24 protein-coding genes and 1 pseudogene are annotated in these 24528 nt (G+C 62.7%); 12 read left to right on the forward strand and 13 right to left on the reverse strand.

All coding sequences use genetic code 11. The features are described from left to right. From ACK59L_RS16265 to ACK59L_RS16275, 3 genes are all read right to left on the reverse strand, one after another. Positions 1–197 (reverse strand): hypothetical protein (locus tag ACK59L_RS16265; RefSeq protein WP_409274734.1); only part of this gene is annotated, 197 nt, incomplete at its 3' end. A 101-nt stretch (positions 198–298) separates the two neighbouring features. After that, positions 299–2431, reverse strand: coding sequence for a TonB-dependent siderophore receptor (locus ACK59L_RS16270; RefSeq protein ID WP_409274737.1), 2133 nt, complete (start codon positions 2429–2431; stop codon positions 299–301). A 137-nt stretch (positions 2432–2568) separates the two neighbouring features. After that, the gene (locus tag ACK59L_RS16275; RefSeq protein ID WP_409274739.1) at positions 2569–3759 is read right to left on the reverse strand and encodes an MFS transporter; all 1191 of its coding nucleotides are present in this window, start codon (positions 3757–3759) and stop codon (positions 2569–2571) included. 106 nt (positions 3760–3865) lie between these two features. On the opposite strand from ACK59L_RS16275, the gene ACK59L_RS16280 reads away from it, so the two are divergent. After that, complete coding sequence (locus ACK59L_RS16280; protein ID WP_409274741.1) at positions 3866–4756, forward strand: LysR family transcriptional regulator; 891 nt, start codon at positions 3866–3868, stop codon at positions 4754–4756. Here ACK59L_RS16280 and ACK59L_RS16285 read toward each other — a convergent pair. Both ACK59L_RS16285 and ACK59L_RS16290 read right to left on the reverse strand, forming a co-directional pair. Next, positions 4753–5223, reverse strand: a complete 471-nt coding sequence (locus ACK59L_RS16285) for a GreA/GreB family elongation factor (RefSeq protein WP_196186156.1) — start codon at positions 5221–5223, stop codon at positions 4753–4755. The genes ACK59L_RS16280 and ACK59L_RS16285 overlap by 4 nt on opposite strands. Positions 5224–5225: 2 nt before the next feature. After that, a complete protein-coding gene (locus tag ACK59L_RS16290; RefSeq protein ID WP_196127498.1) occupies positions 5226–5624 on the reverse strand; it encodes a hypothetical protein in 399 nt (132 codons plus the stop codon). A 129-nt stretch (positions 5625–5753) separates the two neighbouring features. Between ACK59L_RS16290 and earP the strand changes: the two genes are divergently transcribed. Both earP and efp read left to right on the forward strand, forming a co-directional pair. Then, positions 5754–6887, forward strand: a complete 1134-nt coding sequence (earP, locus tag ACK59L_RS16295; RefSeq protein WP_409274744.1) for an elongation factor P maturation arginine rhamnosyltransferase EarP — start codon at positions 5754–5756, stop codon at positions 6885–6887. Positions 6888–6935: 48 nt separating this feature from the next. Then, positions 6936–7505, forward strand: coding sequence for an elongation factor P (efp, locus tag ACK59L_RS16300; protein WP_058605786.1), 570 nt, complete (start codon positions 6936–6938; stop codon positions 7503–7505). A gap of 139 nt (positions 7506–7644) precedes the next feature. On the opposite strand, the gene ACK59L_RS16305 is transcribed toward efp, so the two are convergent. Together ACK59L_RS16305 and ACK59L_RS16310 are read right to left on the reverse strand one after the other, a co-directional pair. Then, entirely contained in the window at positions 7645–8100 is a 456-nt protein-coding gene (locus tag ACK59L_RS16305) for a MarR family winged helix-turn-helix transcriptional regulator (protein ID WP_058639828.1), read from the reverse strand. 56 nt (positions 8101–8156) lie between these two features. Next, the gene (locus ACK59L_RS16310) at positions 8157–9110 is read right to left on the reverse strand and encodes a LysR family transcriptional regulator (RefSeq protein ID WP_058639827.1); all 954 of its coding nucleotides are present in this window, start codon (positions 9108–9110) and stop codon (positions 8157–8159) included. A 114-nt stretch (positions 9111–9224) separates the two neighbouring features. On the opposite strand from ACK59L_RS16310, the gene ACK59L_RS16315 reads away from it, so the two are divergent. Beyond that, positions 9225–9974, forward strand: a complete 750-nt coding sequence (locus ACK59L_RS16315) for a sulfite exporter TauE/SafE family protein (protein ID WP_196137079.1) — start codon at positions 9225–9227, stop codon at positions 9972–9974. An 11-nt stretch (positions 9975–9985) separates the two neighbouring features. Here the strand turns inward: ACK59L_RS16315 and ACK59L_RS16320 are convergent, their stop codons facing one another. Then, a complete protein-coding gene (locus ACK59L_RS16320; RefSeq protein WP_023535366.1) occupies positions 9986–10837 on the reverse strand; it encodes a LysR substrate-binding domain-containing protein in 852 nt (283 codons plus the stop codon). 97 nt (positions 10838–10934) lie between these two features. Between ACK59L_RS16320 and ACK59L_RS16325 the strand changes: the two genes are divergently transcribed. Beyond that, positions 10935–11153, forward strand: coding sequence for a DUF1127 domain-containing protein (locus ACK59L_RS16325; protein WP_196137080.1), 219 nt, complete (start codon positions 10935–10937; stop codon positions 11151–11153). 36 nt (positions 11154–11189) lie between these two features. Here ACK59L_RS16325 and ACK59L_RS16330 read toward each other — a convergent pair whose 3' ends face one another. Continuing rightward, positions 11190–12536 (reverse strand): class II 3-deoxy-7-phosphoheptulonate synthase, encoded by a 1347-nt coding sequence (locus ACK59L_RS16330; protein ID WP_049696404.1) that lies wholly within the window; start codon positions 12534–12536, stop codon positions 11190–11192. A gap of 112 nt (positions 12537–12648) precedes the next feature. Between ACK59L_RS16330 and ACK59L_RS16335 the strand changes: the two genes are divergently transcribed. After that, positions 12649–13404 carry a spermidine synthase gene (locus ACK59L_RS16335; protein WP_078479397.1) on the forward strand — a complete coding sequence of 252 codons (756 nt, stop codon included), beginning with the start codon at positions 12649–12651 and terminating at the stop codon, positions 13402–13404. A gap of 396 nt (positions 13405–13800) precedes the next feature. Further along, a pseudogene (locus ACK59L_RS16340) lies at positions 13801–15506 on the forward strand (DEAD/DEAH box helicase). 65 nt (positions 15507–15571) lie between these two features. On the opposite strand, the gene ACK59L_RS16345 reads toward ACK59L_RS16340, so the two are convergent. Continuing rightward, positions 15572–16339, reverse strand: a complete 768-nt coding sequence (locus ACK59L_RS16345) for a DODA-type extradiol aromatic ring-opening family dioxygenase (RefSeq protein WP_409274748.1) — start codon at positions 16337–16339, stop codon at positions 15572–15574. 100 nt (positions 16340–16439) lie between these two features. Between ACK59L_RS16345 and ACK59L_RS16350 the strand changes: the two genes are divergently transcribed. Further along, a complete protein-coding gene (locus ACK59L_RS16350) occupies positions 16440–17090 on the forward strand; it encodes a thiopurine S-methyltransferase (RefSeq protein ID WP_409274750.1) in 651 nt (216 codons plus the stop codon). A gap of 79 nt (positions 17091–17169) precedes the next feature. Here the strand turns inward: ACK59L_RS16350 and htpX are convergent, their stop codons facing one another. Next, the gene (htpX, locus tag ACK59L_RS16355) at positions 17170–18057 is read right to left on the reverse strand and encodes a protease HtpX (protein WP_023535364.1); all 888 of its coding nucleotides are present in this window, start codon (positions 18055–18057) and stop codon (positions 17170–17172) included. 269 nt (positions 18058–18326) lie between these two features. Further along, positions 18327–19538 (reverse strand): pyridoxal phosphate-dependent aminotransferase, encoded by a 1212-nt coding sequence (locus ACK59L_RS16360; protein WP_058605778.1) that lies wholly within the window; start codon positions 19536–19538, stop codon positions 18327–18329. A gap of 167 nt (positions 19539–19705) precedes the next feature. Here ACK59L_RS16360 and msrB point away from each other — a divergent pair, with 167 nt between their 5' ends. After that, on the forward strand, positions 19706–20101 hold the full coding sequence (msrB, locus tag ACK59L_RS16365) for a peptide-methionine (R)-S-oxide reductase MsrB (RefSeq protein WP_025338187.1): 396 nt from the start codon (positions 19706–19708) through the stop codon (positions 20099–20101). 13 nt (positions 20102–20114) lie between these two features. Further along, entirely contained in the window at positions 20115–20603 is a 489-nt protein-coding gene (locus ACK59L_RS16370) for a glutathione peroxidase (protein ID WP_058605777.1), read from the forward strand. On the opposite strand, the gene ACK59L_RS16375 is transcribed toward ACK59L_RS16370, so the two are convergent. Continuing rightward, the gene (locus ACK59L_RS16375) at positions 20593–22947 is read right to left on the reverse strand and encodes a response regulator (RefSeq protein ID WP_409274754.1); all 2355 of its coding nucleotides are present in this window, start codon (positions 22945–22947) and stop codon (positions 20593–20595) included. The two genes, ACK59L_RS16370 and ACK59L_RS16375, sit on opposite strands and share 11 nt — an antisense overlap. Positions 22948–23141: 194 nt before the next feature. On the opposite strand from ACK59L_RS16375, the gene ACK59L_RS16380 reads away from it, so the two are divergent. Together ACK59L_RS16380 and ACK59L_RS16385 are read left to right on the forward strand one after the other, a co-directional pair. Then, entirely contained in the window at positions 23142–24032 is an 891-nt protein-coding gene (locus tag ACK59L_RS16380) for an ATP-binding protein (RefSeq protein ID WP_144965977.1), read from the forward strand. Continuing rightward, positions 24029–24511 (forward strand): GAF domain-containing protein, encoded by a 483-nt coding sequence (locus ACK59L_RS16385; RefSeq protein WP_409274758.1) that lies wholly within the window; start codon positions 24029–24031, stop codon positions 24509–24511. Before ACK59L_RS16380 ends, ACK59L_RS16385 begins: the two co-directional genes overlap by 4 nt. Positions 24512–24528 lie beyond the last annotated feature (17 nt).

Genomic DNA, 24528 nt, shown 5'->3' on the forward strand with positions numbered 1-24528 from the left:
TTGGGGTAGCTGTTGGGGTTGCCGGTGTTGTGTGAGGCACGGGCTGCAGCTTTGGAGCAGGCATTGCCGGGGCCGCGCTGCGGCCCATCGCGGCCGGTCCGGCGCCCCGGCGAGGCCGCTTCTACACTGGATTCAATAGCCTTCGGGTGTGGTGCAGGGTCGTTAATACGCAGGTACAGCGTGAACTCAGGGGGCACGCGGTATCCCTGTAGGCGCGGCCTGGTGCCGCGATGGGCCGCGCCGCGGCCCCCGGCAATGCCTGCTGCGAAGCTGGTAATCCCAATCACCCCACTACAACTCAAAAACTCACCGAAGCCGATAACCGTGCCGTACGCGGTGCCCCCTGGAACAGGTAGTTATCCCCCAGATAATCCCCCACATCCCGCCAGTAACGTTTGTCGAAGACGTTGTCCACTGTCAGCCGCAGCGCCGTGTCATACCCCCCGACGCGCGTCTGGTAGCGCCCGCCCAGGTCGAACACGGTATACCCGCCCACCGCCACGTTGCCTGCATGGTCGGCGTACTTGCGGGCGCTGTAGCGGACCCCGCCCAAGAGCGCCAGCCCTGGCACCGGCAAGCTGTACTGCGCCTGCAAAGCTACCCGGAACCTTGGCACGTTGATGGCCTGATGCCCTTCACGCTCAGCGGTGCCGCTGCCCACCACCCGCGCACGAATGGCGGCCGCGCTGGCCTGCAATTGCAAGTTGGATGTCACCCAACCGCTGGCCCCGAGTTCCAGCCCCGTGTTTTTCTGCTGGCCTTGCTGCACATAGGTGAAGACGCCGTCGCCGTCAGGGCGCGCGTACTGGTACGCCTGACGAATCTGGAACAACGCAGCGCTCACGCTCAGTGCCTCCCAGTCATGCTTGAGGCCCACTTCCAGCTGGCGCGAGAGGGTAGGGGCAAGGATCTGCGCAGCGTTTTGGGCAAACCAGGGTGCAGTGCCGCCCGCCGAAAGCCCTTTGGCATAGCTGGCATAGAGGGATGTGTCTGGCGCAGGCTTGTAGACCAGCGCCGCGTTGGGCAGCAGTTGATACTGGCGAGTGTGCCGCCCGGCAGTGCCGGTTTCATCCCAGGTGCGTTCATCCAGGCGCACTTCCCGGGCGCCCAGTATGGCTTGCCAGTGTTCATTGAACGTCACCCGGTCAGTGACGAAGAGCCCGTACTGGCGGCTGTCCAGGCGCCTTTCGCTGGCGCCGACGGGTTGATCGGAAGGGGGAAGGACAGGCGCGGCTTCGCCCAGGGTGCCGGTGCCGAGCCACACGTTGTAGTACGGGCGCAGGTCCAGTGTTCGGCGCTGGGCGCTGGTGCCCAGGGTCAACGCGTGGCCTAGGCCCAGCGCATCGAAGCGCCCATCGAGCGTGGCCTGCGCTTCGTCGATACGCCGGGTGTCGTCGGGGCTGCGAAAATCATAGATGTCGTAGTCGCCGGCGCTGCTGAAAAAGGCGCCTTCACCCGACCCCCAGGCAAAGGCACTGTAGTCGTCGATCACCGCCTGGCTGCGTGAGGCGCTGACGGTGCCTGTCCAGGCTTCGCTGAAGCGGTACGCCAGGCGCCCGCCCAGGTTCAGCGAATCGGTTTGCACAGGCTTGGCCCACTGCTGGTAGGCCAGGCGGTCCTTGGGGTCCACGTCGTGAGGCAGGCGCGTGCCGCCCAGCAGCTGATAACCCGGTACCGAGCGTTGCTGGCGGTGCTGGTAATCGGCATCCAATTGCAAGGTGGCGTCCGGGCTGATCTGCCAGTCAAACGCCAGCGCCGCGAAATCACGCTGGCCGTCGGCATGCGCGACATAGGAGCGGATGTCCTCATGCGCCATGTTCACCCGCAGGCCAAACTGCTGCTGGTCGCCGAACCAGCCGCCGACGTCGGTGGCCAGGTAACGTTCGCCCTGCTCGTTGGTGGACACCGTGACCCGACGCACGGGCTCGGCCCGCTTGGTCACATAGTTGACCAGACCGCCGGGCGCCGACACGCCGCTTTGCAGCCCCGATAGACCCTTGAGCAGTTCCACCTGTTGCTTGTTCTCCAGGGCCACGTTCTGCTCGCCGACAAGGGTGTGGCCGTTGAGGCGGTAGCTGCTGGCGGCGTTGAGCTCGAAGCCACGCACGTTGAAGTTCTCGTAGTACCCGACCGGTGCGTAGCTTTCCCCCACCGAAGCGTCGCCTTGCAGCACTTCGCTGAGCAGGCGTACCTGCCGATCTTCCAGCAAAGGCTGGCTGAAAACGCTGATCGATGCCGGGGTGTCAAGCAGGGGGGCAGCCTGAATACTGCCCACGGCAGCTTCACGTGCCTGGTAGCCATCGTTGCCGTAGGTATCGGATACCTCAAGCGGGTCCAGTTGCACCCCTTGGGCTGCGAACGCCGCAGGGCATTGCAGGGCCAAGCCCAGGCTTAAAAGGCCAAGGGGCAAGCGAGGATGAGGCGAGGGCATGCGTGGGGCTCCTGAAGGCGCGGCACAGGCTGTGAAAAAGCCCGCATAGTATCAGTCGCTTCAGGTAATGGGCGCAGACAAAAGCCTTGGGGCGTCTTAGGGCGGGGCTGCGCGCCAAGCAGCGCCCGTAGGCACGGCTACTGGCGCACCAAGGCTTCGGGTTTGGCTTTACGCGCGGCTACCCACCAAACGATCAACGCCAACGCACCAATCACCAGGCCTGCCACCACGATGCCTGGCCAGCCCTGGCGCTGGAACAGTTGCGTGCCCAGCAGCGACCCCAGGGCGCCACCGATGAAATAGCATGTGATATAGCCCGCGTTCAGACGGGTCCGCGCTTCGGGGCGCAAGGCGATAACCGCGTTCTGGTTGCTCACATGCACCAGTTGCACGGCCAGGTCGAGCATCAGCACGCCCAGCAGCAAGGCCAGCAGGGACTGCTCGGCAAAGCCCAGCGGTACCCAGGACAGCAGCAAGACCACCAGCCCCACCGTGGTCCCCAGCGAGCCCTTGCCATGGTCAGCCAGCCGTCCGGCCCAGTTGGCCGAAAGCGCCCCGGCCGCACCCGCCAGGCCGAATAGGCCGATCACCGCGTCGGAGTAGTGATACGGCTCGTTGGCCAGCAGAAATGCCAGGGGCGTCCAGAACAGCGCGAACAGGCTGAACGCCAGCAGGCCCAGCAACGAGCGCAGGCGCAGCACCGGCTCTTCGATGAACAGGCGGAACACGGAGCCAATCAGGGCCGGATACCGCAGGCCTGCATGGCTGTGATGCTCCGGCAGGCTACGGTGCAGGGCCAGGGCCGTGATCGCCATCAGCACCGCAGCCAGCACGTAGATGCTGCGCCAGCCGCCCAGTTCGGCCATGAAGCCTGCGGCCGTGCGCGCCAGCAAGATGCCCAGCAACAGGCCGCTCATCAGGGTGCCGATGGCACGCCCCCGTTGAGTGGGCTCGCTCAGCGAGGCGGCCATGGGCACCAGGATCTGCGCCACCACGGAGAACAATCCGGTCAACGTGGTGCCCAGTATCAACCAGGGCAGGCTGGGGGCACAGGCACTGATCACCAGGCCAAGCGTGGCGATCACGGTCATCACGGTGATCAGCCGGCGTTGTTCGAACAGATCGCCCAGCGGTGCCAGCAGCAACAGGCCGGCCCCGTAGCTGAGCTGCGCGGCAATCACGATGCTGCCGGCGCTGGCAGTGCTCAGGCCGAACTGCTGGGCGATGCTGTGCAGCAGGGGTTGAGCGTAGTAATTGCTGGCCACGGCTAGGCCAGTGGCCGTGGCCATCAGCAGAATCAGGGCACGGCTGAGGGTTGGGGTGTGCATTGGGGTTCTCGTGACAGGCAGTGAAGTGGAGAAGATTATCGCCATCCGCTACGCATGACACCAATGTATAGTTCTCACGCCATTGATCGTGAAAGCAGATAGATCCATGAACCTCAAACAGCTCGAATACGCCTTGGCCGTGGCCGAGACCGGCAGTTTTACCCGTGCCGCCGAGCGCTGCCATGTGGTGCAGTCGGCCCTCAGTCATCAGGTGGCCAGGCTGGAAGGCCAGCTGGGCGTGAGCCTGTTCGAGCGCACTTCGCGCCGGGTGTGCCTGACACCGGCAGGCGAGGCGTTCGTGCTCAGCGCCCGGCCAGCAGTGGAGGCAGCGCGCCGCATCGCCGACGATGTGGCCGCCGCCTGTGGCCAGGTTCGCGGGCGACTGACCATTGGCGAAATCAGCTCGCTGACGGCCTTGGACCTGGTCGATCTGCTTGCCGATTTTCACGGGCACTATCCGGATGTGGACGTGCGTTGGCTTACGGCAAAGAGCGAACTGCTGGTCGCCGATGTGCTCGAACGCCGCCTGGATGTGGGTTTCATCGGCTTGTGGGAAGGCGAGGGCGTGCAGGGTGTGCAGCATCGCCTGCTGGCTCGGGAAGCACTCGTCGCCGTGCTTCCACCCACCCACCGCCTGGCCGGACACGGGCAACTGACACTCGCCGACCTGGTCCGGGAGGTGCTGGTGGATTTCCCGGAAGGCACCGGTGCACGTCGGCAGACCGACGAGGCTTTCCAGGCGGCAGGGTTGCACCGTCGGGTGCAGTTCGAGATCGGTCATGTGCAGCTGGTGGAGAAGTTCGTGCAGCGCGGCATGGCGATCGGCCTGGTGCCGGAGCAGGTGGCCCAGGGCTTTGACGGCGTGGCCGTGGTGCAACTGCTCGATGCGCCGGTGCGGCACCTGTACGCGATCTGGTCCGTCCATCCGACACCTGCCGCCCGTGCCTTTCTAGAACTCATGGAGCAGCGCTTGGGGGCGATCGAGCACAGGCGCTAGATCACCTCGACAACTGTCCAAGGTGTGGCATTGAGACAGACCTCGTCGTCAATGTGCTTGCCCATCAGCTGTTGCCCCAAAGGTGAGCGCGGCGTGATCACCATGACCACCCCATCGCCCGTCCCGATTTTCAGCCCGGCCGCCTCTGGCCCGATGATCAGCCTGCGGCATTGGCCCTGTTCATCTTCCAAGGTGACCACCTGGCTTACCTGCACCCCTTGCTGAGGGTCGTAGTCGCGCAGCTTCAGTTGCCGGTAGGTGTGCAGTGCCTGGCGGATCTCGGCGCTGCGCCGGGCCTGGCCGGTGGCCAGGTAGGAGGCTTCCAGCCCCAGCGTGTCGTACTTGTTCTCGGCGATGTTTTCTTCGGCAGTCGCAGCTTCATAGGCGCTCTGGGCTGCCCGGGTTACCACATCCAGGTCGTGTTCAAGGGCCGTGATGATCTGCGCTATCAGGTGGGGCTTGTTCATGATCAGTAACAGAACTCCAGCACATTGGCCTGGCTTTTGTCTGTGGGGGCCGTGCGATTCTGCTGCAACCAGAACTGGCACTTGGGGCTGTTGAGGTTGCGCGGATTGCCTTGGGCGGCTTCGGCAGCCTGTTCCAGTTGCTGCTTGTGCAGCATGTCCTTGTAACGCTCGAACATTTCGCCCTGGGCGTCCGGTGGCTGGGTGACGGTCGGGGGCGTAGTGGCGTGGGGGGCGTCTTGCGTGGTGGCTGACGCCGGTGCTTCGGCCGGGGTGGGCATAAGCTGGTCTGCAAGCCACAGGCTGGCAGCAATGGCCAGGGCGCCCAGCCATAGCCCCAGTGCAATGCTCAGTATCAGCGGCAAGGGTTTGAGTGTGATCGTCAATTCGCGGCGACGGGGCATGGTTGCTTCCTGGCAAGGTGGGCACTGGCGCATTGTTGCATGCAAGCCGGCCTTTTTTCGCCCACGGCTGTCTTTGGTGACAATTTATGCGCAGAATCCGCAGCTTTGGCACGGGTTAGGGAGCCGAGCATGACAGCCACTTGGGACATCTTTTGCAGCGTCGTGGACAACTACGGCGATATCGGTGTGACCTGGCGCCTGGCCCGGCAACTGGTGGCCGAGCACGAGGTGGCCGTACGCTTGTGGGTTGATGACCTCAATGCCTTCGTGCCCATGTGCCCTGGCGCAGACGCCACGGCGGCGCAGCAATGGCTGCGGGGTGTGGAGGTGCGTCAGTGGTCGCCTACCTGGGTGCCGGTGGAGCCGGGTGATGTGGTGATCGGCGCATTCGCCTGCCAACTGCCCGACGCTTTTATCCAGGCCATGCGACTACGCAACAACCCGCCTGTGTGGCTGAACCTTGAATACCTGAGTGCCGAGCCTTGGGTGGAGGGTTGTCACGGGCTGCCTTCACCGCAGCCAAATGGGCTGCGCAAGGTGTTTTTCTTCCCAGGCTTCACCGAAAAGACCGGTGGACTGCTTCGCGAGCATGACCTGCTGCCAAGGCGTGATGCCTTCGAGTCGTCCAGCCGAGCGCGCGCAACGTTCCTCGAGGCCTTGGGGGTGGCGCCTGCGCAGAATGCCCTGTTGATCATGCTATTTGCCTACGAGAACCCGCAGCTTGCCAACTGGCTGGAAGCGCTGGCCACCGACCCGCAGGCGTGCCATGTGCTGGTACCGCAAGGACGGAGCATCGCCGGGCTTGGGCAGTGGCTGGGGGTAACGCAGCTCGAGGCAGGCCATGTGCATGTGCGCGGGTCATTGACGGTGCAGGTGTTGCCTTTCGTCAGTCAGGACGACTTCGACCGGTTGTTGTGGAGCTGCGATTTCAACGCCGTACGGGGCGAAGATTCCTTCGTCCGCGCCCAGTGGGCCGCCAAGCCCATGCTTTGGCACATCTACGTGCAGGAAGAAAACGCTCACTGGGAAAAACTCGAGGCGTTCCTGGCGCTTTATCGACGTGGCTTGTCGGACGAGGCGCAAGCTGCCCTGCTCGGGCTGTGGCGCGCCTGGAACATGGACCAGGACATGGGGCAGGCCTGGCGCGCGGCCCGCGCATATTGGGCGCAATTGCAGCAGCATGCCCGCTGTTGGGCTGCTCAGCAGGCCGCTGGGCCGGACCTTGCCAAGGCGCTAGTACACTTTTGTGGAAATTCGCTATGATATGCGGCCTCGATTTTTATAAATCCATCCAGATTCGGATACTGCGTAATGAAAACTGGTAAAGAACTGAAACCCGGTACCGTCCTGCGGATCGACAACGACCCGTGGCTGGTTCAGAAAGCTGAGTTCACCAAGTCGGGCCGTAACAGCGCGATCATGAAGACCAAGCTCAAGAACCTGCTGACCGGCTACAAGACCGAAACCGTATACGGTGCGGACGACAAGCTGGACGACGTGATCCTGGACCGCAAGGAAGCCACGCTGTCGTTCATCAACGGTGATGAATACACCTTCATGGACACCACCGACTACACCATGTACGAGCTGAACGCCGAGGACATCGAAGCCGTTCTGCCGTACATCGAGGAAGGCATGGAAGATGTCTGTGAAGCCGTCTTCTTCGAAGGCCGCCTGGTATCGGTAGAACTGCCGACCACCATCAGCCGTAAAGTCGTCTACACCGAGAACGCTGCGCGCGGCGACACCTCGGGCAAGGTCATGAAGCCTGCCAAGCTAAGCAACGGTACCGAGATCTCGGTGGCGGACTTCATTCAGATCGACGAGTGGATCGACATCGACACCCGCGACAACAGCTTCAAGGGTCGCTCCAAGAAGTAATGCTTCCTGGGTAGCCTGAAGCATCGCTAATGCCTGATGCTTATTTGGGGCCGCGAAGCGGCCCCAACCGTTGAGTCCACGCAAAACTGGGTTTTAGAGCACCGCCTCTGCGCAGCGCCGCTCCAACCCAAGGTCCCCCTCACAACGTCCTCTGCAAGCTCTCGCGCAGTGCCAGCAAATCTGCCTGCAGCTTTTGCAGCCCCTCATGGGTACGCCCACTGGCCTTGAGAATCAGCTGAGGCACTTCTTCAGCCTGCTTCTGCAACTTGCGCCCTTTGTCTGTCAGCTGCACCAGCACAACCCGCTCATCTTCACGGCTGCGGGTGCGCTTGAGCAGGCCTTCGCTTTCCAGGCGCTTGAGCAACGGTGTCAGTGAACCTGGGTCAGTGAGCAGGTGCTGGCTGATTTCGCCCACGGTCAAACCATCGTGCTCCCACAACACCAGCATCGCCAGGTATTGCGGGTAAGTCAGGTTGAGGGCCTGAAGCAAGGGCTTGTACACCTTCGTCATCAGCAACGAGGTGGAATGCAGCGCGAAGCAGACCTGGTTCTCCAGTAGCAGTTCGGCGCCAGAGGCTTTGTTATCGGCGTTCATGCAGGTCCTTGAATTCGTTGAATAAGAAACTAGCACGCTGATGGTGGGTACGCTTACTACCAGCGTAATTCACTGCGCAGTGCCAGATCCCACGGCGGGACCGGGCTAAAGCGGCTCTTGAGGAATTCGAGCAGCAATCGGCTGCGAGAGTTCGTTTCATGTTCAAGGCGAAGTGCATAAATGCCGCTCGTCTCCGGTTGGGGCAAGCCAGCGTCGCAAAAAAGCGCGATCAATTCCCCGCGCAGCAGGTATTCACTGGTCAGCCACGTCGGCAAATGGGCGATTCCCAGCCCGGCCAGGGCGCCGAACAGAAGGGTTTCGGCATTGTTGGCAACCATGCGCATGCGCGAGGGCCGGTACAGACGTGTCTGGCCGTCCACCTCGAATCGCCAGGCGAACGGGGGTGCCAGGCCGTCCCAGTCCAGGCCGTCATGCCCAGGCAATTGGCTGGGGCACTTGGGCAAGCCCCGTGCCGCCAGGTAGGCGGGGCTGGCGCAGGCGATGCGCACCATGTCGGCAAGAGGTGTCGCCACCAGGCGTGTATCGGCCAGCGGACCTGCCCGTAACACCAGGTCGACTTCCCCCAAATGGCTACCGTGCATGTCGACGAAGCTGTCGATCAAGCGCAACTGCACGTCAAGGCCAGGGTAGGCCACCAGAAAATCGGCGATCGCCGGTGCCAGATGACGGCGCCCGAAGGCCGCCGGTGCATCCATGCGTATCAAGCCTTCCGGGGCATTGCTCAGCGACACCGCTTCAGCCCGGGCCAGGCGCAACTCATCGATGACATGCCTGGCGCGTTCGGCAAACGCATTGCCCGCAGGCGTTGGCCGCACGGCGTGGGTGCTGCGGCTGAACAGACGACTGCCGAGGGCTCGCTCCAGGTTGTCGATGCGCCGGGCAACTGCTGAAGGCGTCAGCGGGTGACGCCGGGCCGCGCCGGAAAAGCTCCCGGTTTCCAGTACATCCAGAAACAAGCTCAATTGATCGATCAATGCATCGGGGTTCATGGACAAACTCGCTTATGCAGGAAACGCACAGCCATTGTGCGTGGCTGTGCGTTTCGCTGCCAGCGTGCAGCCGCTAGCATGACGATCCCTGTGCACGATAAAAGTAGAAGGCTGATGATCGAGTGGGTGCTGTACGGCGTATTGGGTGTCGCCCTGGGAACCGTGGGTGGGCTTTTCGGCATCGGTGGCGGCCTGATTGCCATCCCGGCCCTTGGCGTGCTGTTCGGGCTTGACCAGCAATTGGCGCAGGGCACGGCGTTGGTCATGGTCGTGCCCAACGTGCTGTTGGCGTTATGGCGCTATCACCAGCGCAACCGCATCGAGCTGCGGCATGCCTTGCCGCTGTCCTTGTGCAGCTTTGTGTTCGCGTGGTTGGGGTCGATCTGGGCGGTGGGGTTGGACGCACATGCCATGCGCTTGGGCTTCGTGGGCTTTCTGGTGGCGCTGGCGATCTGGAACGTGGCCAGGATGTTCATGAAAGTCAGCCCTGCCAGTACCGAGTTGCGTCATCCCTGGCCTTGGCTTGGCGTTCTGGGCAGCTTCGCCGGGACCATGGGCGGGTTGTTCGGCGTCGGTGGCGCGGTCGTCGCCACGCCCATATTGACCAGCGTGTTCGGTGCCACCCAGGTGGTGGCGCAAGGGTTGTCGCTGGCCCTGGCCGCGCCGAGTACGTTGGTCACCTTGGTGACCTACGCGGTGCACCACAGTGTGGACTGGGGCGTGGGTATCCCGCTTGCGGTAGGCGGGCTGTTGAGCATCAGCTGGGGCGTGAAGTTGGCCCACGCCTTACCGGAAAAGGCGCTGCGGGCGATGTTCTGCGTTTTCCTGGTGGCCTGCGCGGTCATGCTGGGTTTCGAACTATAGCCGCAGGCGTGTCACTTGAACCCTTCGATGATGTACTGCGCCATGCAGTCGGTGATGGGGGAGGGTGACTGACCGCCACGTACCAACATGACGTTGGCCAGCGGCAATTCAGGCAAGCCTTCGGCTTCGCCGAGTACCCGCAGATTGCCGCCAATCAGGCTCTGCAGCTGGGCGGTCACCGCAAGCCCTGCGGTGACCACGGCAAAAATCGCTGAGAGGCTGGGGCTTGTATAGGCCACTCGGTAGTCGATGCCCTGGGTTTCCAGTGCGTTACAGGTCCAGGCGCGGCAGAAGCATTCGGTGTTGAACAATGCCAGTGGCATGGGGCGCTGCTCGTGCGGGCAGAAGCCCTCGGCCGCGGCCCATACCAGCCGCTCCTGGCGTAGCAATTGGCCGATCTCGTTGCCGGGCTCGCGGGTGACGATGGTCAGGTCCAGGTCCTTGCGCAGCATCAGTTGGCGTGAGGTATCGCAGTGCACCTCCACCTGAACCAAGGGGTAGGCTTTGGCGAAGCTGGACAAGATGCTCGGCAGAAAACGCATGGCGTAGTCGTCCGGCGTACCGATACGCACCAGGCCCACCATGTGCGGCATGCGCAGCGTGTTGAAGACTTCGCCGTGCAGCTTGAGGATGCGCCGGGCATACCCCAGCAACACCTGACCTTCGGCGGTCAGGCGCACCTGCCGCCCCTCGCGCTCGAACAAGGGCCGCTGAAGGATATCTTCTTCCAGGCGCTTCATCTGCATGCTGACGGCCGATTGGGTGCGGTTGACCACTTCACCAGCCCGGGTAAAGCCGCCTTGCTCGGCAATGGCAACGAAGGTGCGTAACACGTCGGCATCAAGGCTCTGGTACTGGGACATTGCATCAATCTCCGAGATGCATGGCATCAGAAACATTCGTTGGATTGATCTTAATCGGCGCGTGAGACTGAAGCCATCGATAACGGAGGGCTTCACGATGAAAGGTACGATCAGCAACGCAGAGGCTTCGGTCATTTCGTTCAGGCCGCTGTGGCGGGCGACCTGGGGGCGAGTGACCCGGTGGCTGGAGCTGCACCGCCAGCGTCAGCAGCTTGCCAGCCTGAGCGATGCCATGCTTCATGACCTGGGTTTGAGCAGGGCCGATACTCATCAGGAAAGCGAGCGCCATTTCTGGGACGACCCGCTGTGCAAGTGAGCCCAGCGGAATCCTTGCCTGTTTCGGGGCTGTCGCTTAGCGCCGCACCTGTTTCAATGTTTCAGCAATCAGGAACGCCAATTCCAGCGACTGGTCGGCGTTCATTCGCGGGTCGCAGTGAGTATGGTAGCGATCCGACAGGGCATCCTCGGTGATCGGGCGAGCCCCACCGATGCATTCGGTGACGTTCTGCCCGGTCATTTCGATATGAATACCGCCCGCATGGCTGCCTTCGGCCTGGTGCACCTGGAAGAACTGCTTAACCTCGTCCAGGATCTGGGCGAAGTCGCGGGTCTTGTAGCCGCTGCTGGCCTTGATGGTATTGCCGTGCATCGGGTCCGAACTCCACAGCACCTTGCGACCCTCGCGCTCGACCGTGCGGATCAGCCCCGGCAAATGGTCCCCGACCTTGCCCGCGCCCATGCGCACGATCAGGTTCAGGCGCCCTGGGTCGTTGCTGGGGTTGAGGATGTCGATCAGGCGGATGAGCGCCTCTGGGTCCATGCTCGGGCCCACCTTGACCCCAATCGGGTTGTGCACCCCACGCAAGAACTCCACGTGTGCGCCATCGAGCTGGCGGGTGCGATCGCCGATCCAGAGCATGTGCGCGGAGCAGTCGTAGTAGTCGCCGGTCAGGCTGTCCTGGCGCACGAAGGCCTGTTCGTAGTTCAGCAGCAGGGCTTCGTGGGCCGTGAAGAAGCTGGTCTCACGCAGCTGGGGTGCGCTGTCCAGGCCACAGGCGCGCATGAACGCCAGGGTTTCGTCGATGCGGTTGGCCAACTGGTGGTATTTGTCGGCCAGCGCCGAATTGGCGATGAAGTCCAGGTTCCACTTGTGCACCTGGTGCAGGTCGGCAAAGCCGCCTTGGGCAAAGGCGCGCAGCAGGTTCAGGCTGGCCGTGGACTGGTGGTAGGCCTGCAGCAGGCGCTCTGGGTCGGGGATGCGGCTCTTGGCATCGAAGCCGATACCATTGACGATGTCGCCGCGGTAGGCGGGCAGGGTAACGCCCCCCAGCGTTTCATCACCGGCCGAGCGAGGCTTGGCGAATTGCCCGGCCATGCGCCCTACCTTGACCACGGGGCAACCGGCGGCAAAGGTCATGACGATGGCCATTTGCAGCAGCACCTTGAAGGTGTCGCGAATCTTGGCCGCGGAAAATTCCGCGAAGCTCTCGGCACAGTCGCCACCTTGCAGCAGAAACGCCCGGCCTTCGGTCACCTCGGCGAACTGGCGTCGCAACTCGCGGGCTTCGCCAGCGAACACCAACGGCGGGTAACTGGCCAGGGTTTGCTCGACCTTGTGCAGGTGCGCAGCGTCAGGGTAGACGGGTTGTTGCTGGATCGGCAGGGCACGCCAGCTGTCAGGGCTCCACGTTTGGGTCATTTCAGGCTCGGTCATGTAGGTTGCAGGCTGGCAGCCATGGTAACAGCTGGCACCGTGCTTGTTGCAGCACGGGCGTTGACGGACAATGCAGCTTTTGCGGGGTGATTTGCACATGGTGGCGCAACGGCAGGAACGGTTGCTGGCACGCGTGGAGGACGCCTTTGGCGTCATCAGCGTGTACGAGGTGGATGATTACCGTTTCCTCGAATTCGGCGACGCCATCGAGCAGAGCTGCGTGTTCACGGCGGACCCCAGCTGGCTGGAGTACGACTATACCCGCGCCATGCTGGTAGGGGCGCTCTGCCATGAGCAGCCGGAAAGTGCGCTGTTCCTGGGGCTGGGCGCCGGAACCCTGACCCAGGCGTGCATGAAGTTTCTGCCCCTCGAAGACATCGAGGCCATCGAGCTGCGCCCGGATGTACCACGTCTGGCCATGGAGTACCTTGGCCTGGATGATGACCCACGGCTCTATGTACGCATTGGTGATGCTGTCCAATTGCTGCCGACTGCGGAAACGACCGACTTGTTGTTCGTCGACCTTTATACCGACCATGGGCCGGGCGTCGGGCATCTGGCTTGGAATTTTCTTGAGGGCTGCCAGCAACGCCTCAACCCCGGCGGCTGGCTGGTGATCAATCAGTGGGCCACCGACGAGGGCAAGCCCCTTGGGGCGGCATTGCTGCGCGGGTTGTACCACCGCCACTACTGGGAGTTACCGGTCAAGGAGGGCAACGTGATCGTGCTGGTGCCAGCCGATCTGGAGCAGACCCTGGACATGGCGGGGCTGCGGGCACGGGCCGAGGCGCTGGCACCACGCCTGGGGTATAGCCTTGAAGGGTTGATCAAGGAAATTCGCCCGGCCAGTTGAGCCAGGCGTGTGGGATGAGCTTGCAGGGGCCGCTGCGCAGTCATACAGAGGCCCTGAGCATCAAGTCCGTAGCGTTTCAGCTGCTTGGCGATAACCCAAACCACGACCCTTGAGGTGCAAAAGATGTATCGTTTCAGCCACCTTCAGCCGACATCCTCCCCAAACCCTGCGCCCTGAAAAAATTCCTCCCGTCCCGTTCGATTTCAGGTATAGTACGCGCCGGTCTTTTAGCGGGCCTCAAAAATCAGGCGGTGCAAATCCTCCGAGTCCAGCTTCGGCTGCACGTCCGCTAGGCGGACCTTCCCAAGTATCTTTTTCAATCGTTTTCGCAAATCCCCGCCGCCAAAGCTGCCTGGGTGACCTGTCGGTCTTTCATGGCTTGTGCAGCTTTGGAGCATGGGTCTTTGCGGATGCACTCTAGAGGCAGACCCATGACCCAGGAAATCGCCGGCTTCGCCGCTCTCGATCTCAATCCGAACATTGTTGCCGCTGTCGTGGCCACCGGCTATGAAGAGCCGTCGGCCATTCAGCAGCAATCGATCCCGATCATCCTCGCCGGTCACGACATGATCGGCCAGGCGCAGACGGGCACCGGCAAGACCGCTGCCTTCGCTCTGCCGATCCTCAACAAGATCGATGTGAGCAAGCGCGAGCCGCAAGCCCTGATCCTGGCACCAACCCGTGAGTTGGCGCTGCAAGTTGCAACCGCTTTCGAAACCTACGCCAAGCAGATGCCGGGCGTGAACGTCGTGGCCGTCTACGGTGGTGCCCCGATGGGCCCGCAGTTGCGCGCCATCCGCAACGGCGCGCAAATCGTCGTCGCCACCCCAGGCCGTCTGTGCGACCACTTGCGTCGTGACGAGAAGGTCCTGTCGACCGTGCAGTACTTGGTACTGGACGAAGCCGACGAGATGCTCAAGCTGGGCTTCATGGACGACCTCGAAGTGATCTTCGATGCCATCCCGGCCACGCGTCAGACTGTACTGTTCTCCGCAACCCTGCCGTCGTCGATCCGCTCGATCGCCGAACGTCACCTGCGTGAGCCCAAGCACGTCAAGATCCAGAGCAAGACCCAGACCGTCACCGCGATCGATCAGGCTCACCTGATGGTACATGCCGACCAGAAGATCCCGGCCGTGCTGCGTCTGCTGGAAGTCGAAGAGTTCGACGCGCTGATCGCCTTCGTGCGCACCAAGCAGGCTACCCTGGACCTGGCTGCCGCATTGGAAGCCAAGGGTTACAAGGCTGCTGCGCTGAACGGCGACATCGCCCAGAACCAGCGTGAGCGTGTGATCGACTCGCTCAAGGATGGCCGCCTGGACATCGTCGTCGCCACCGACGTCGCTGCCCGTGGCCTGGACGTGCCGCGCATCACCCACGTGTTCAACGTCGACATGCCGTACGATCCAGAGTCCTACGTGCACCGTATTGGCCGTACCGGCCGTGCGGGTCGCGAAGGTCGCGCACTGCTGCTGGTGACGCCCCGTGAGCGCCGCATGCTGCAGGTGATCGAGCGCGTCACTGGCCAGAAAGTTGCCGAAGCGCGCCTGCCCAACGGCCAGGCGGTGCTCGATGCTCGTATCAAGAAGCTGACCAACAGCCTGGCGCCGCTGGTTGCCGAAGCCGAAGCCACCCACGGTGAGCTGTTCGACCGCCTGACCGCCGACCTGGGCTGCAGCGCTCGCGCGCTGGCATCTGCCCTGCTGCGCAAGGCCACCAATGGCCAAGCCCTGGACCTGGCAGCGGTAGAACGGGAACAGCCGCTGGTGCCAAGCTTCGCACCGCGTGGCGAGCGCACCGAACGTGGCGAGCGCCCGGACCGTGGCGAGCGCGAGCGTCGTGCGCCACTGCCGCTGGCAGAAGGCCGCGTACGCTGCCGTACCGCCCTGGGCGCACGTGACGGTATCGCCGCCAAGAACCTGCTAGGCGCCATCCTCAACGAAGGTGGCCTGGCGCGTGATGCCATTGGTCGCATCCAGGTGCGTGATAGCTTCAGCCTGGTCGAGCTGCCGGAAGATGGCCTCGAGAAGCTGCTGACCAAGCTCAAGGACACTCGCGTCGCTGGCAAGCAGCTCAAGCTGCGTCGCTACCGCGAAGATTGATCCCCAAGCAGTGAAAAATCCCCGGCCTAGGTCGGGGATTTTTTTTGCAAGCAATCAGGCGCTGTCTAATCGAATCGGTAGATATCCATCCCCAGCGCACCCAAGGCAAAGCCTTGGTGCACCACACCAAAAGCCCCGCCCGCGCCTAGGGCGAAGAACAGCGGCAGCAGATGCTCATCGCTTGGATGGTTGCGTACTGCAAACGGCGCCTGCGCCCTGTAGTCGAGCAGGGCCTGGGAGTCGTCGATCTGCAACTTCTCTACCATCCAGTTCCTGAAGGCCAGCGCCCACGGTGCCATCTTGTCTGGCCCAGCCTGCCAGTCCAGTTCTCCAAGATTATGCGTGATGCTGCCAGAGCCAATCAGCAGGACACCCTCTTCGCGCAGCCCGGCCAGGGCCTGGCCAATGCTTACCTGCACCGTGGGGTCCAAATGGCTGGGCAAGGACACCTGCACCAGCGGGATCTGTGCCTGCGGATACATCAGCGATAACGGTACCCAGGCGCCATGATCGAATGGCCGCTCGGCGTCTGGGTGAGCGGGTAGTCCGGCCGCCTGCAAACGCTCACAGATACGTCGCGCCAGGTCCGGATCGCCCGGTGCTGGGTACTGCACGGCGTACAGCGCTGCAGGAAAGCCGGCAAAGTCATGCCAGGTCTCCGGCCTAGCGCCGCTCGTGACCGCCAGATCGCGGCTTTCCCAGTGGGCCGATACCACGACAATCGCACGTGGCGTAGGCAGCTGTTGGGCCAAGCGCGCCAGTGCAGGCCCGCTGGCGCCGGGTTGCAATGCCAACATGGGTGAGCCGTGGGAGATGAACAAGCTGGGCAGCATGGCAGGGTCCTGAGGGTTAAGATGCACGCATCTTCGGCCAAGCCTTGATCGAATCCAAATCAAGTTATGGCTATGAACCATCGAATAATCGGGAGCAAACATGGAACCGGCATTCTGGCAGCAGCGGTGGGCCGACAATCAGATTGGCTTTCATCAAGCCCAGGTGAACCCCTATCTGCAGGCCTATTGGCCTGGCTTGCATCTGGCAGCCAACAGCAAGGTCCTGGTGCCCTTGTGTGGCAAGAGCCTGGACGTACTGTGGCTGGCCGGGCAGGGGCACCGCGTGATGGGTGTGGAGTTGTCTCGTCGGGCAGTGGAAGATTTCTTCCGTGAGCAGGGGCTTGAGGCACAGGTTTCACACACAGGTGCATTCGAAGTCTGGCGCCATGGGCCGATAGAGCTGTGGTGCGGCGACTTTTTTGCGTTGTCGCGCAGCGACGTGGGTGACTGTACTGCGCTCTACGACCGAGCGGCCTTGATCGCCTTGCCCTCGGCAATGCGGGAGCAGTATGTCCGAGCGCTAGCGGTTTTGTTGCCTGCCGGCGCCCAGGGGTTGGTGGTGACCTTGGACTATGATCAGGCGTTGGTGGCCGGGCCGCCGTTTTCGGTGAGCGACGACGCGTTGCGGCAAGGGTTCGCCGGCTGGCAAGTGGATGAGCTCGAGGCGGTGCAGGTGATCGAGCAGAGCCCGAAGTTCGTGCAGGCGGGGGCCTCGAGCTTGTGGGAGAGGGTCTATCGGGTCAGCCGTTGAAACCGTCACCCAGCCTTGCCGCGTTATCGAGCACTCACAAAAAAGGCGACCGAGGTCGCCTTTTGCAGGGTGGGGCGGATCAACCGCGGCGGCGCAGGGCGTCGATGCGGTCTTCCAGCGGCGGGTGGCTCATCAGCAGGCCGGCCAGGCCCTGCTTGAGGCCGCCATTGATGCCAAAGGCCTTGAGCGTATCGGGCATGTGGACCGGCAGGCCCTGCTCCACACGCAGGCGCTGCAGGGCGCCGATCATGGCCGAGGTGCCAGCCAGGCGAGCGCCGGCTTCGTCTGCGCGATACTCGCGGCGGCGCGAGAACCACATGACGATGATGCTGGCCAGAATGCCCAGAATCAGTTCGGCCACGATGGTCGCGACGTAGTAGGCGATACCCTGGCCTTCCTCGTTCTTGAAGATGACCTTGTCGACGAAGTTGCCGATGATCCGGGCGAAGAACATCACGAAGGTGTTCACCACGCCTTGGACCAGCGCCAGGGTGACCATGTCGCCGTTGGCAACGTGGCCGATCTCGTGCGCCAGCACCGCGCGCACTTCATCGGGCGAGAAACGCTCCAGCAGGCCTTGAGAGACCGCTACCAGCGCATCGTTACGGTTCCAGCCAGTGGCGAAGGCGTTGGCTTCATAGGCCGGGAAAATACCCACCTCCGGCATCTTGATGCCAGCCTCGCGGGACAACTCCTCGACCGTTTGCAGCAGCCACTGCTCATGACGGGTACGCGGCTGGCTGATGATCTGGGTGCCGGTGCTCATCTTCGCCATCCACTTGGAGATGAACAGCGAAACCAGCGAGCCGGCGAAACCGAACACCGCACAGAACACGAGCAGGCTGCCAAGGTCGAGGTCGACCCCGTTGGCCGCCATGAACCCGTTGAAACCGAACAGGCTCAGGGTAATGCTTGCAACCAGCACCACCGCAAGGTTGGTGGCCACAAACAACAGAATGCGCATCATGGTTGTTACGTTCTCCTGACGGATGAATTGTCGCTTACTGCGGGGTATATAAGGGGCCTGCCGCCGGGATTCAATCGACGGACTATTTCAAACTGTGTAAGCCGCAGTATGGCAGAGGAGGGGAAGCCGGCTGTGGGATAGAGCATTGCAGGATGTAAGAAACATGCTAGGGCGCGCGCAAGGCTGCGCTTTTTCCTATGGCGGGCTCGCCAGCGCTCACAGCTTGAACCACGATTTCGGCCAACTGTGAGCGCCCGCGGCGCGTGTGCTTACTGCGAATAGGTCCTGAGGAAATTGCCGATTCGTCCGATGGCCGCTTCCAAGTCATCTACGCGGGGCAGTGTCACCACGCGGAAATGGTCCGGCCAAGGCCAATTGAACGCCGTGCCCTGGACGATGAGCAGCTTCTCGGACAGCAGCAGGTCCAAGGCAAATTTCTCGTCGTTGAGGATCGGGCAGACCTTCGGGTCGATCTTCGGGAACGCATACAGCGCGCCCATGGGCTTGACGCAGCTCACGCCAGGGATGTCGTTGAGCAGTTCATAGGTGCGGTTGCGCTGCTCCAGCAAGCGCCCTGGCGGCAGCACCAGGTCGTTGATGCTCTGGTAGCCACCCAGTGCTGTCTGAATGGCGTGCTGGGCCGGTACGTTGGCGCACAAGCGCATGTTGGCCAGCATGTCGATGCCTTCGATGTAGCTCAGGGCATGGTGCTTGGGCCCGGAAATGATCAGCCAGCCGGAGCGAAAGCCTGCCACGCGGTAGGACTTGGACAGGCCGTTGAAGGTCAGGCACAGCAAGTCCGGTGCCAGGGAGGCCGTGCTGATGTGCACCGCTTCGTCATAAAGAATCTTGTCGTAGATTTCGTCTGAGAACACCACCAGGTTATGCTGGCGAGCCAGTTCCAGCATGCCCCGCAACAGCTCCGTGGAGTAGACCGCGCCCGTGGGGTTGTTGGGGTTGATGATGACCAGTGCCTTGGTGTTGGGGGTGATTTTGGCCTTGATGTCCTCCAGGTCCGGGAACCAGTCGGCTTGCTCGTCGCACAGGTAGTGCACCGGTTTGCCACCGGCCAGGCTTACGGCTGCCGTCCACAGGGGGTAGTCGGGGGCGGGGATGAGCACCTCGTCACCGTTGTTCAGCAGGGCCTGCATCGACATGACGATCAACTCGGACACGCCGTTGCCCAGGTAGATGTCTTCGATGCCGACGCCTTCGATGCCCTTTTGCTGGCAGTACTGCATCACCGCCTTGCGTGCGCTGAACAGGCCTTTGGAATCGCTGTAGCCCTGCGCGGTAGGCAGGTTGCGGATCACGTCCTGCAGAATTTCATCGGGCGCCTCGAAACCGAACGGCGCCGGGTTGCCGATGTTCAGCTTGAGGATGCGGTGGCCTTCCTCTTCCAGGCGCTTGGCGTGCTTGAGCACAGGGCCGCGAATGTCGTAGCACACATTGGCGAGCTTGTTCGATTTGCTGAACTGCATGATGGAATCCCGATTGAGAAAACGCGCTATGCCCGGCCGAAAGGTTTGTAAGGGCACAAAGCGGGTGCGAGACTGAACGCCTTGCACACGAAGCCAACTAATATACGTGCCACCCGCGCCCCGGAAAAGACGGCGCAGGGTGAAATTGAGCCTGCCGAGGTAGCCCCATGCAAAAGATCGAGAAAACCCTGGAACAGTGGCGGTCGATGCTCGACCCCGAGCAATACCAGGTGTGCCGCCTGAAAGGTACCGAAAGGCCGTTCAGCGGCAAGTACAACAGCGAGCGCCGCGACGGCATCTATCACTGCATCTGCTGCGGGCTGGCGCTGTTCGATGCCCAGACCAAGTTCGATTCGGGCTGTGGTTGGCCAAGCTTCTACGCCCCTATCGAGGACAGCGCGATGATCGAGATCCGCGACACGTCCCACGGCATGATCCGCACCGAGGTCACCTGTGCCCGCTGCGATGCTCACCTGGGCCACGTGTTCCCCGACGGGCCGCCACCGACCGGGCTGCGCTACTGCATCAACTCGGTGTGCATCGACTTGCGCCCCCGTGACTGACCGGAGCTCGAACATGGCCGCATCGCTGCTGGATATTCCCTGTGTCACCATTACAGGCGAGCACAAGAAGCTGGGCGACTTCCCAGGCAAGGCCGTGCTGGTGGTCAACACCGCCAGCCAGTGCGGTTTCACGCCGCAATACGCCGGGTTGGAACAGCTGTGGCAGAGGTACCGTGATCGGGGGCTGATGGTGCTGGGCTTTCCCTGCAACCAGTTCGGCAAGCAGGAGCCTGGCGAGGCGCGTGATATCGCGCAGTTCTGCCAGCGCAATTTCGGCGTGAGCTTTGCGCTGTTTCGCAAGGTGGAGGTCAACGGCCCGGGTACCCATCCCTTGTTCGCCGAGCTCAAACAGCGGGCGCCCGGCATTCTGGGTAGCCAGAAGATCAAGTGGAATTTCACCAAGTTCCTGCTCGACCCAGTCAGCGGCCAGGTGGTGCGTTATGCGCCGACCACCAAGCCGCAGGCATTGGAGGCGGACATCGAGCGCCTGCTCAGCCGCTGACCGGCACCCAGCGATCGACCACGGCCAGCAGATCCTCGCGCCGGAACGGCTTGGCCAGGTAATCATCCATGCCGGCCGCCAGGCATCGCTCGCGCTCCTCGGGCATTGCATTGGCGGTGAGTGCGACAATCGGCAGCCCTGGCCAACGGCCGCGCTCACGGATGCGCCGGGTGGCCTCGTACCCATCCATCACCGGCATGTTGCAGTCCATCAGCACCAGGTCGAAAGCCTGCTCCTCGAGCCGCGCCAGGGCTTCGACACCTTGCGTGGCCAATTCGACCTGACACCCCAGCTTTGCCAGCATGCCGTTGGCCACCAGTTGATTGACGGGGTTGTCCTCCACCAGAAGGATGCGTGCCCGGCCTTTGGCTGTAGCGGTGGGCGGGGTTGCCAATGGATGCTCGGCATCGTGTCCTTGCAATACCCGATGCAGCGTCTGGTACAGCGCCCCCCGGGTCAGCGGGCGTGCGAGCTGATGCAGAGGAGCCATGGCCAACGCCTGTTCGCTGGGCAGGAAATTGCCGTAGGCAGTGACGAGCAGAATGGGTATCTGCGAAACCCTGCGCACTTCGGCCAGCGCTTGCCCATCGTCAAGGATCAGCAGTTCGGTTGTGCCAGCCACGGTCTCAATGCCGTCGTGACGTGCATACGCCAGGCCCAAGGCCGGTAGCAGGCCAAGCATCAGCTCATGCAGGCCGCTGCCCGCTGCGGTCAGTGCAGCCACGCTGGCGTGCAAAGGCTCGGGCGCATCAGCCTTGGCGTAGGCGTTGAGGGGCAGCTCTGCGGTGAAGCGGCTGCCAAAACCGGGCTGGGACCGGATATGCAGATGCCCGTGCATGGCCTTGCACAGGTTACGGGTCAGGGCCAGGCCCAGGCCGGTACCGCCGTACTGACGCGTGATGCCTGCGCCGGCCTGGGTGAAGGGCTGGAAGATACGCGCTTGCGCATCTTCAGGGATGCCGATGCCGGTATCCCGGACTTCCAGGCGCACGCCGCCGATCATTGGCTCAAGCCTTACGTCCACCCGCCCGAAGCGCGTGAATTTCAAGGCATTGGACAACAGGTTGCCGACGATCTGGCGCACCCGCGTGGGGTCGCCCAACACGCTTGCCGGGAAGTCATGGGCAATCAGGCAGGTCAGTTCGACCCCTTGGGCCACGTTCTGCGACAGAAGGCTGGCGGTGTCCTCGACCAAGGTCGCCATGTCGAAGGGGATGTGTTCGAGCTCAAGCTGGCCTGCATCGAATTTCGACAGATCGAGGATATCGTTGAGCAATTCGACCAGGACTTTGCCGGAATCATGGGCAATGGCCAGCTGCTGGCGCTGCTCGCCTGGCAGTGGGTTGTCCAGCGCCAGGGCGATCATGCCGAGCATCCCGTTGAGGGGCGTGCGGATCTCGTGGCTCATGTTGGCCAGGAACGCCGCCCGTGCATGGGCCATGTCCAGCGCCCGCTGCCGGGCCTGTTCAAGCTCCTGGTTGGTCAGGCTGAGGTTGTCGTTGCTCGCCTTGAGTTCGTCGGTGCGGGCCGCAACGATATTCTCCAGCTCGTTGAGGTACTGGGTGAGCCGATTCTCGGCCGTACGGCGCTGCTCGATCTCGGTGGACATGCTGACGAACTGCTGGTTGGCCACCTTCACCAGCACACCGATTTCATCGTGCTCATGACCGGGCGGGCATTGCAGTCGTCCCTGCATGGGCTTGCGCGCATCGCCGCCACTCAGCGCACCGATCACCGTGACCAACGGCTTGGTCAGCATCACGTAGAACAGTGCCAGCAACAGGCCTGTCAGCACCAGGCTGCGGGCAAAGCCGTTGAGCAGGGTGAGGCCGGCGCGGTCGAGAAAACGCCGGCCGAAGGGGTAGGTGTCCACGTCCAGGTACAGCGTGCCCAGGTATTCGTCGGGCATGTGGGTGAGAAACAGGGGGTCGCGCAGTTGGCGATGATCGCCGAAGAGAAAGTCGCTGATCGGCCTGTAGCGGTCTTCGAGTCGCGGTCGCTCCACGTCGGCCAGCACCGTCTCGTTGTTGTCGATCAAGCGTGCACGCACGATGGCAGGCGACTCCAGAAGGCCCCGGGTCAACTCCAGTGCCAGTTCCGAGTCGATGTTGTAGGCAATGCGCGAGGCCGGGTTGTGGCTGATTTGCAGCAGCGCACGCACTTCGCGGTTGATCGAGGCGTCTTCGCTGGCATAATCGATGCCGATCTGGACAAGACTGAGCAATGTTCCCAGGATGAAGCCAACCAGGACTGTCAACCGGGCTTGCTTGTATGACAGGCGATTGGTGAACTTGATATCCATGAGTCCCGAGCCGGTTCCACATTCCTTGCGCTGCGCAAGCATAGCCGATCGATCGCGGCTGCTGGCGGGTCTGTCACATATTCAGCCCTGATCAGGCTGACCGCCTGGGTTGGCCGTTTCATTGCTCAATAGCCTTGTACGTCATGGCACGGTGCTACGTGCCGTTGCGACTGTACGGTGCGGTGCAAGGAGAACGGGCCACCCGCCAACCCGAATTCGAATGTGTAGGAGTCGTCATGGACGCCCGCTTGATTGCTTTTCTGGACCGCGCCGAAACGGTGCTGGCCCGTCTCGAACCGCTGCTGCCGGCACCGCGTCCCGAGATCGACTGGTCCGCGACCCTGGCTGCCCGCTGGCAGCGCGACGGCCGCAGTGGCTACCTGATGCCGCTGGAGGTCAGCCTGGATATCCGCCTGAGCGACCTGATCGGGGTCGACCAGCAGCGTGACCAGCTTGGCCGCAATACCCATCAGTTCATCAATGGCCTGCCGGCCAACCACGCGTTGCTGTGGGGCTCGCGCGGCACGGGCAAGTCTTCGCTGGTGCGCGCGCTGCTGGCCGAGCACGCCAAGGCGGGGCTGCGCTTGATCGAAATCGAGCGCGACCATTTGGCCGACCTGCCGCGGGTGGTCGAGCAACTGCAGAAATTGCCGCAGCGCTTCATCCTGTTCTGCGACGACCTGTCGTTCGAGGCAGGCGAGGGCGACTACCGAGTGCTCAAGAGCGTACTCGATGGCTCGCTGGAGCAGGCCCCGGACAACGTCCTGTTGTACGCCACGTCCAACCGCCGCCACCTGGTGCCGGAGAAACAGAGCGACAACGAAAACTGGCAGATGGTCGATGGCGAGTTGCATCCCAACGAAGCGGTGGAAGACAAGATCGCCTTATCCGACCGCTTCGGGTTGTGGCTGTCTTTCTACCCCTTCAGCCAGGAGCACTTCCTCGATGTGGTCGAGCACTGGATCGGCCAGCTCGCGCGCCCGGCCGGGCTGCGCTGGCAGCGTGACGAAGCCCTGGACATACTCGCCGTGCGCTGGGCTACTGGCCGCGGTAATCGTAATGGCCGATGTGCCTATCAGTTCGCCCGCTATTGGGTCGGGCTGCAATTGCTGGAGCAAACCCGATGATCGATCTTAATGCCAGTGGTGCTGGCCTGGACGGCTACGCCCTGCTGGCGGCGCAAGTGCACGCGCTGTTCGCCGACGAACGTGATTTTACCGCCAACGCCGCGCAGTTCTCGGCCTTCGTCTATCACCAGATCGAAGACCTGAACTGGGCGGGGTTCTACATCAATCGCGATGAACAGCTGGTGCTCGGCCCGTTCCAGGGCCAGGTGGCCTGCGTGCGCATTCCCTTTGGCAAAGGCGTATGCGGCACCGCAGCAGCCACGCGGCAAACCCAGCGCGTAGAGGACGTGCATGCCTTTGCCGGGCACATTGCCTGCGACAGCGCGTCCAACAGCGAGCTGGTGATTCCACTGATCAAGGAGGGCAGGCTGGTGGGCGTGCTGGATCTGGACAGCCCTACGGTTGGGCGTTTCAGTGAAGCCGATCAGGCGGGGCTTGAGCAGCTGGCGGCGATTTTCCTGCAACTGACTGACTGCTGATCGCCCCTGAGCCTGTA

Origin of the sequence: Pseudomonas sp. KCJK9111 (assembly GCF_046231935.1) — a bacterium.
Lineage (GTDB): Bacteria > Pseudomonadota > Gammaproteobacteria > Pseudomonadales > Pseudomonadaceae > Aquipseudomonas > Aquipseudomonas parafulva_B.

Coding starts and splice junctions, on each gene's coding strand:
- ACK59L_RS16320 (WP_023535366.1), bottom strand. CDS start 10,837: ATGTCCCAGTACCAGAGCCTTGATGCCGACGTGTTACGCACCTTCGTT.
- ACK59L_RS16275 (WP_409274739.1), bottom strand. CDS start 3,759: ATGCACACCCCAACCCTCAGCCGTGCCCTGATTCTGCTGATGGCCACG.
- ACK59L_RS16330 (WP_049696404.1), bottom strand. CDS start 12,536: ATGACCCAAACGTGGAGCCCTGACAGCTGGCGTGCCCTGCCGATCCAG.
- htpX (WP_023535364.1), bottom strand. CDS start 18,057: ATGATGCGCATTCTGTTGTTTGTGGCCACCAACCTTGCGGTGGTGCTG.
- ACK59L_RS16270 (WP_409274737.1), bottom strand. CDS start 2,431: ATGCCCTCGCCTCATCCTCGCTTGCCCCTTGGCCTTTTAAGCCTGGGC.
- msrB (WP_025338187.1), top strand. CDS start 19,706: ATGCAAAAGATCGAGAAAACCCTGGAACAGTGGCGGTCGATGCTCGAC.
- ACK59L_RS16280 (WP_409274741.1), top strand. CDS start 3,866: ATGAACCTCAAACAGCTCGAATACGCCTTGGCCGTGGCCGAGACCGGC.
- ACK59L_RS16345 (WP_409274748.1), bottom strand. CDS start 16,339: ATGCTGCCCAGCTTGTTCATCTCCCACGGCTCACCCATGTTGGCATTG.
- ACK59L_RS16310 (WP_058639827.1), bottom strand. CDS start 9,110: ATGAACCCCGATGCATTGATCGATCAATTGAGCTTGTTTCTGGATGTA.
- ACK59L_RS16285 (WP_196186156.1), bottom strand. CDS start 5,223: ATGAACAAGCCCCACCTGATAGCGCAGATCATCACGGCCCTTGAACAC.
- ACK59L_RS16315 (WP_196137079.1), top strand. CDS start 9,225: ATGATCGAGTGGGTGCTGTACGGCGTATTGGGTGTCGCCCTGGGAACC.
- ACK59L_RS16375 (WP_409274754.1), bottom strand. CDS start 22,947: ATGCTTGCGCAGCGCAAGGAATGTGGAACCGGCTCGGGACTCATGGAT.
- ACK59L_RS16335 (WP_078479397.1), top strand. CDS start 12,649: ATGGTGGCGCAACGGCAGGAACGGTTGCTGGCACGCGTGGAGGACGCC.
- ACK59L_RS16325 (WP_196137080.1), top strand. CDS start 10,935: ATGAAAGGTACGATCAGCAACGCAGAGGCTTCGGTCATTTCGTTCAGG.
- ACK59L_RS16360 (WP_058605778.1), bottom strand. CDS start 19,538: ATGCAGTTCAGCAAATCGAACAAGCTCGCCAATGTGTGCTACGACATT.
- ACK59L_RS16385 (WP_409274758.1), top strand. CDS start 24,029: ATGATCGATCTTAATGCCAGTGGTGCTGGCCTGGACGGCTACGCCCTG.
- ACK59L_RS16305 (WP_058639828.1), bottom strand. CDS start 8,100: ATGAACGCCGATAACAAAGCCTCTGGCGCCGAACTGCTACTGGAGAAC.
- earP (WP_409274744.1), top strand. CDS start 5,754: ATGACAGCCACTTGGGACATCTTTTGCAGCGTCGTGGACAACTACGGC.
- ACK59L_RS16380 (WP_144965977.1), top strand. CDS start 23,142: ATGGACGCCCGCTTGATTGCTTTTCTGGACCGCGCCGAAACGGTGCTG.
- efp (WP_058605786.1), top strand. CDS start 6,936: ATGAAAACTGGTAAAGAACTGAAACCCGGTACCGTCCTGCGGATCGAC.
- ACK59L_RS16370 (WP_058605777.1), top strand. CDS start 20,115: ATGGCCGCATCGCTGCTGGATATTCCCTGTGTCACCATTACAGGCGAG.
- ACK59L_RS16350 (WP_409274750.1), top strand. CDS start 16,440: ATGGAACCGGCATTCTGGCAGCAGCGGTGGGCCGACAATCAGATTGGC.
- ACK59L_RS16290 (WP_196127498.1), bottom strand. CDS start 5,624: ATGCCCCGTCGCCGCGAATTGACGATCACACTCAAACCCTTGCCGCTG.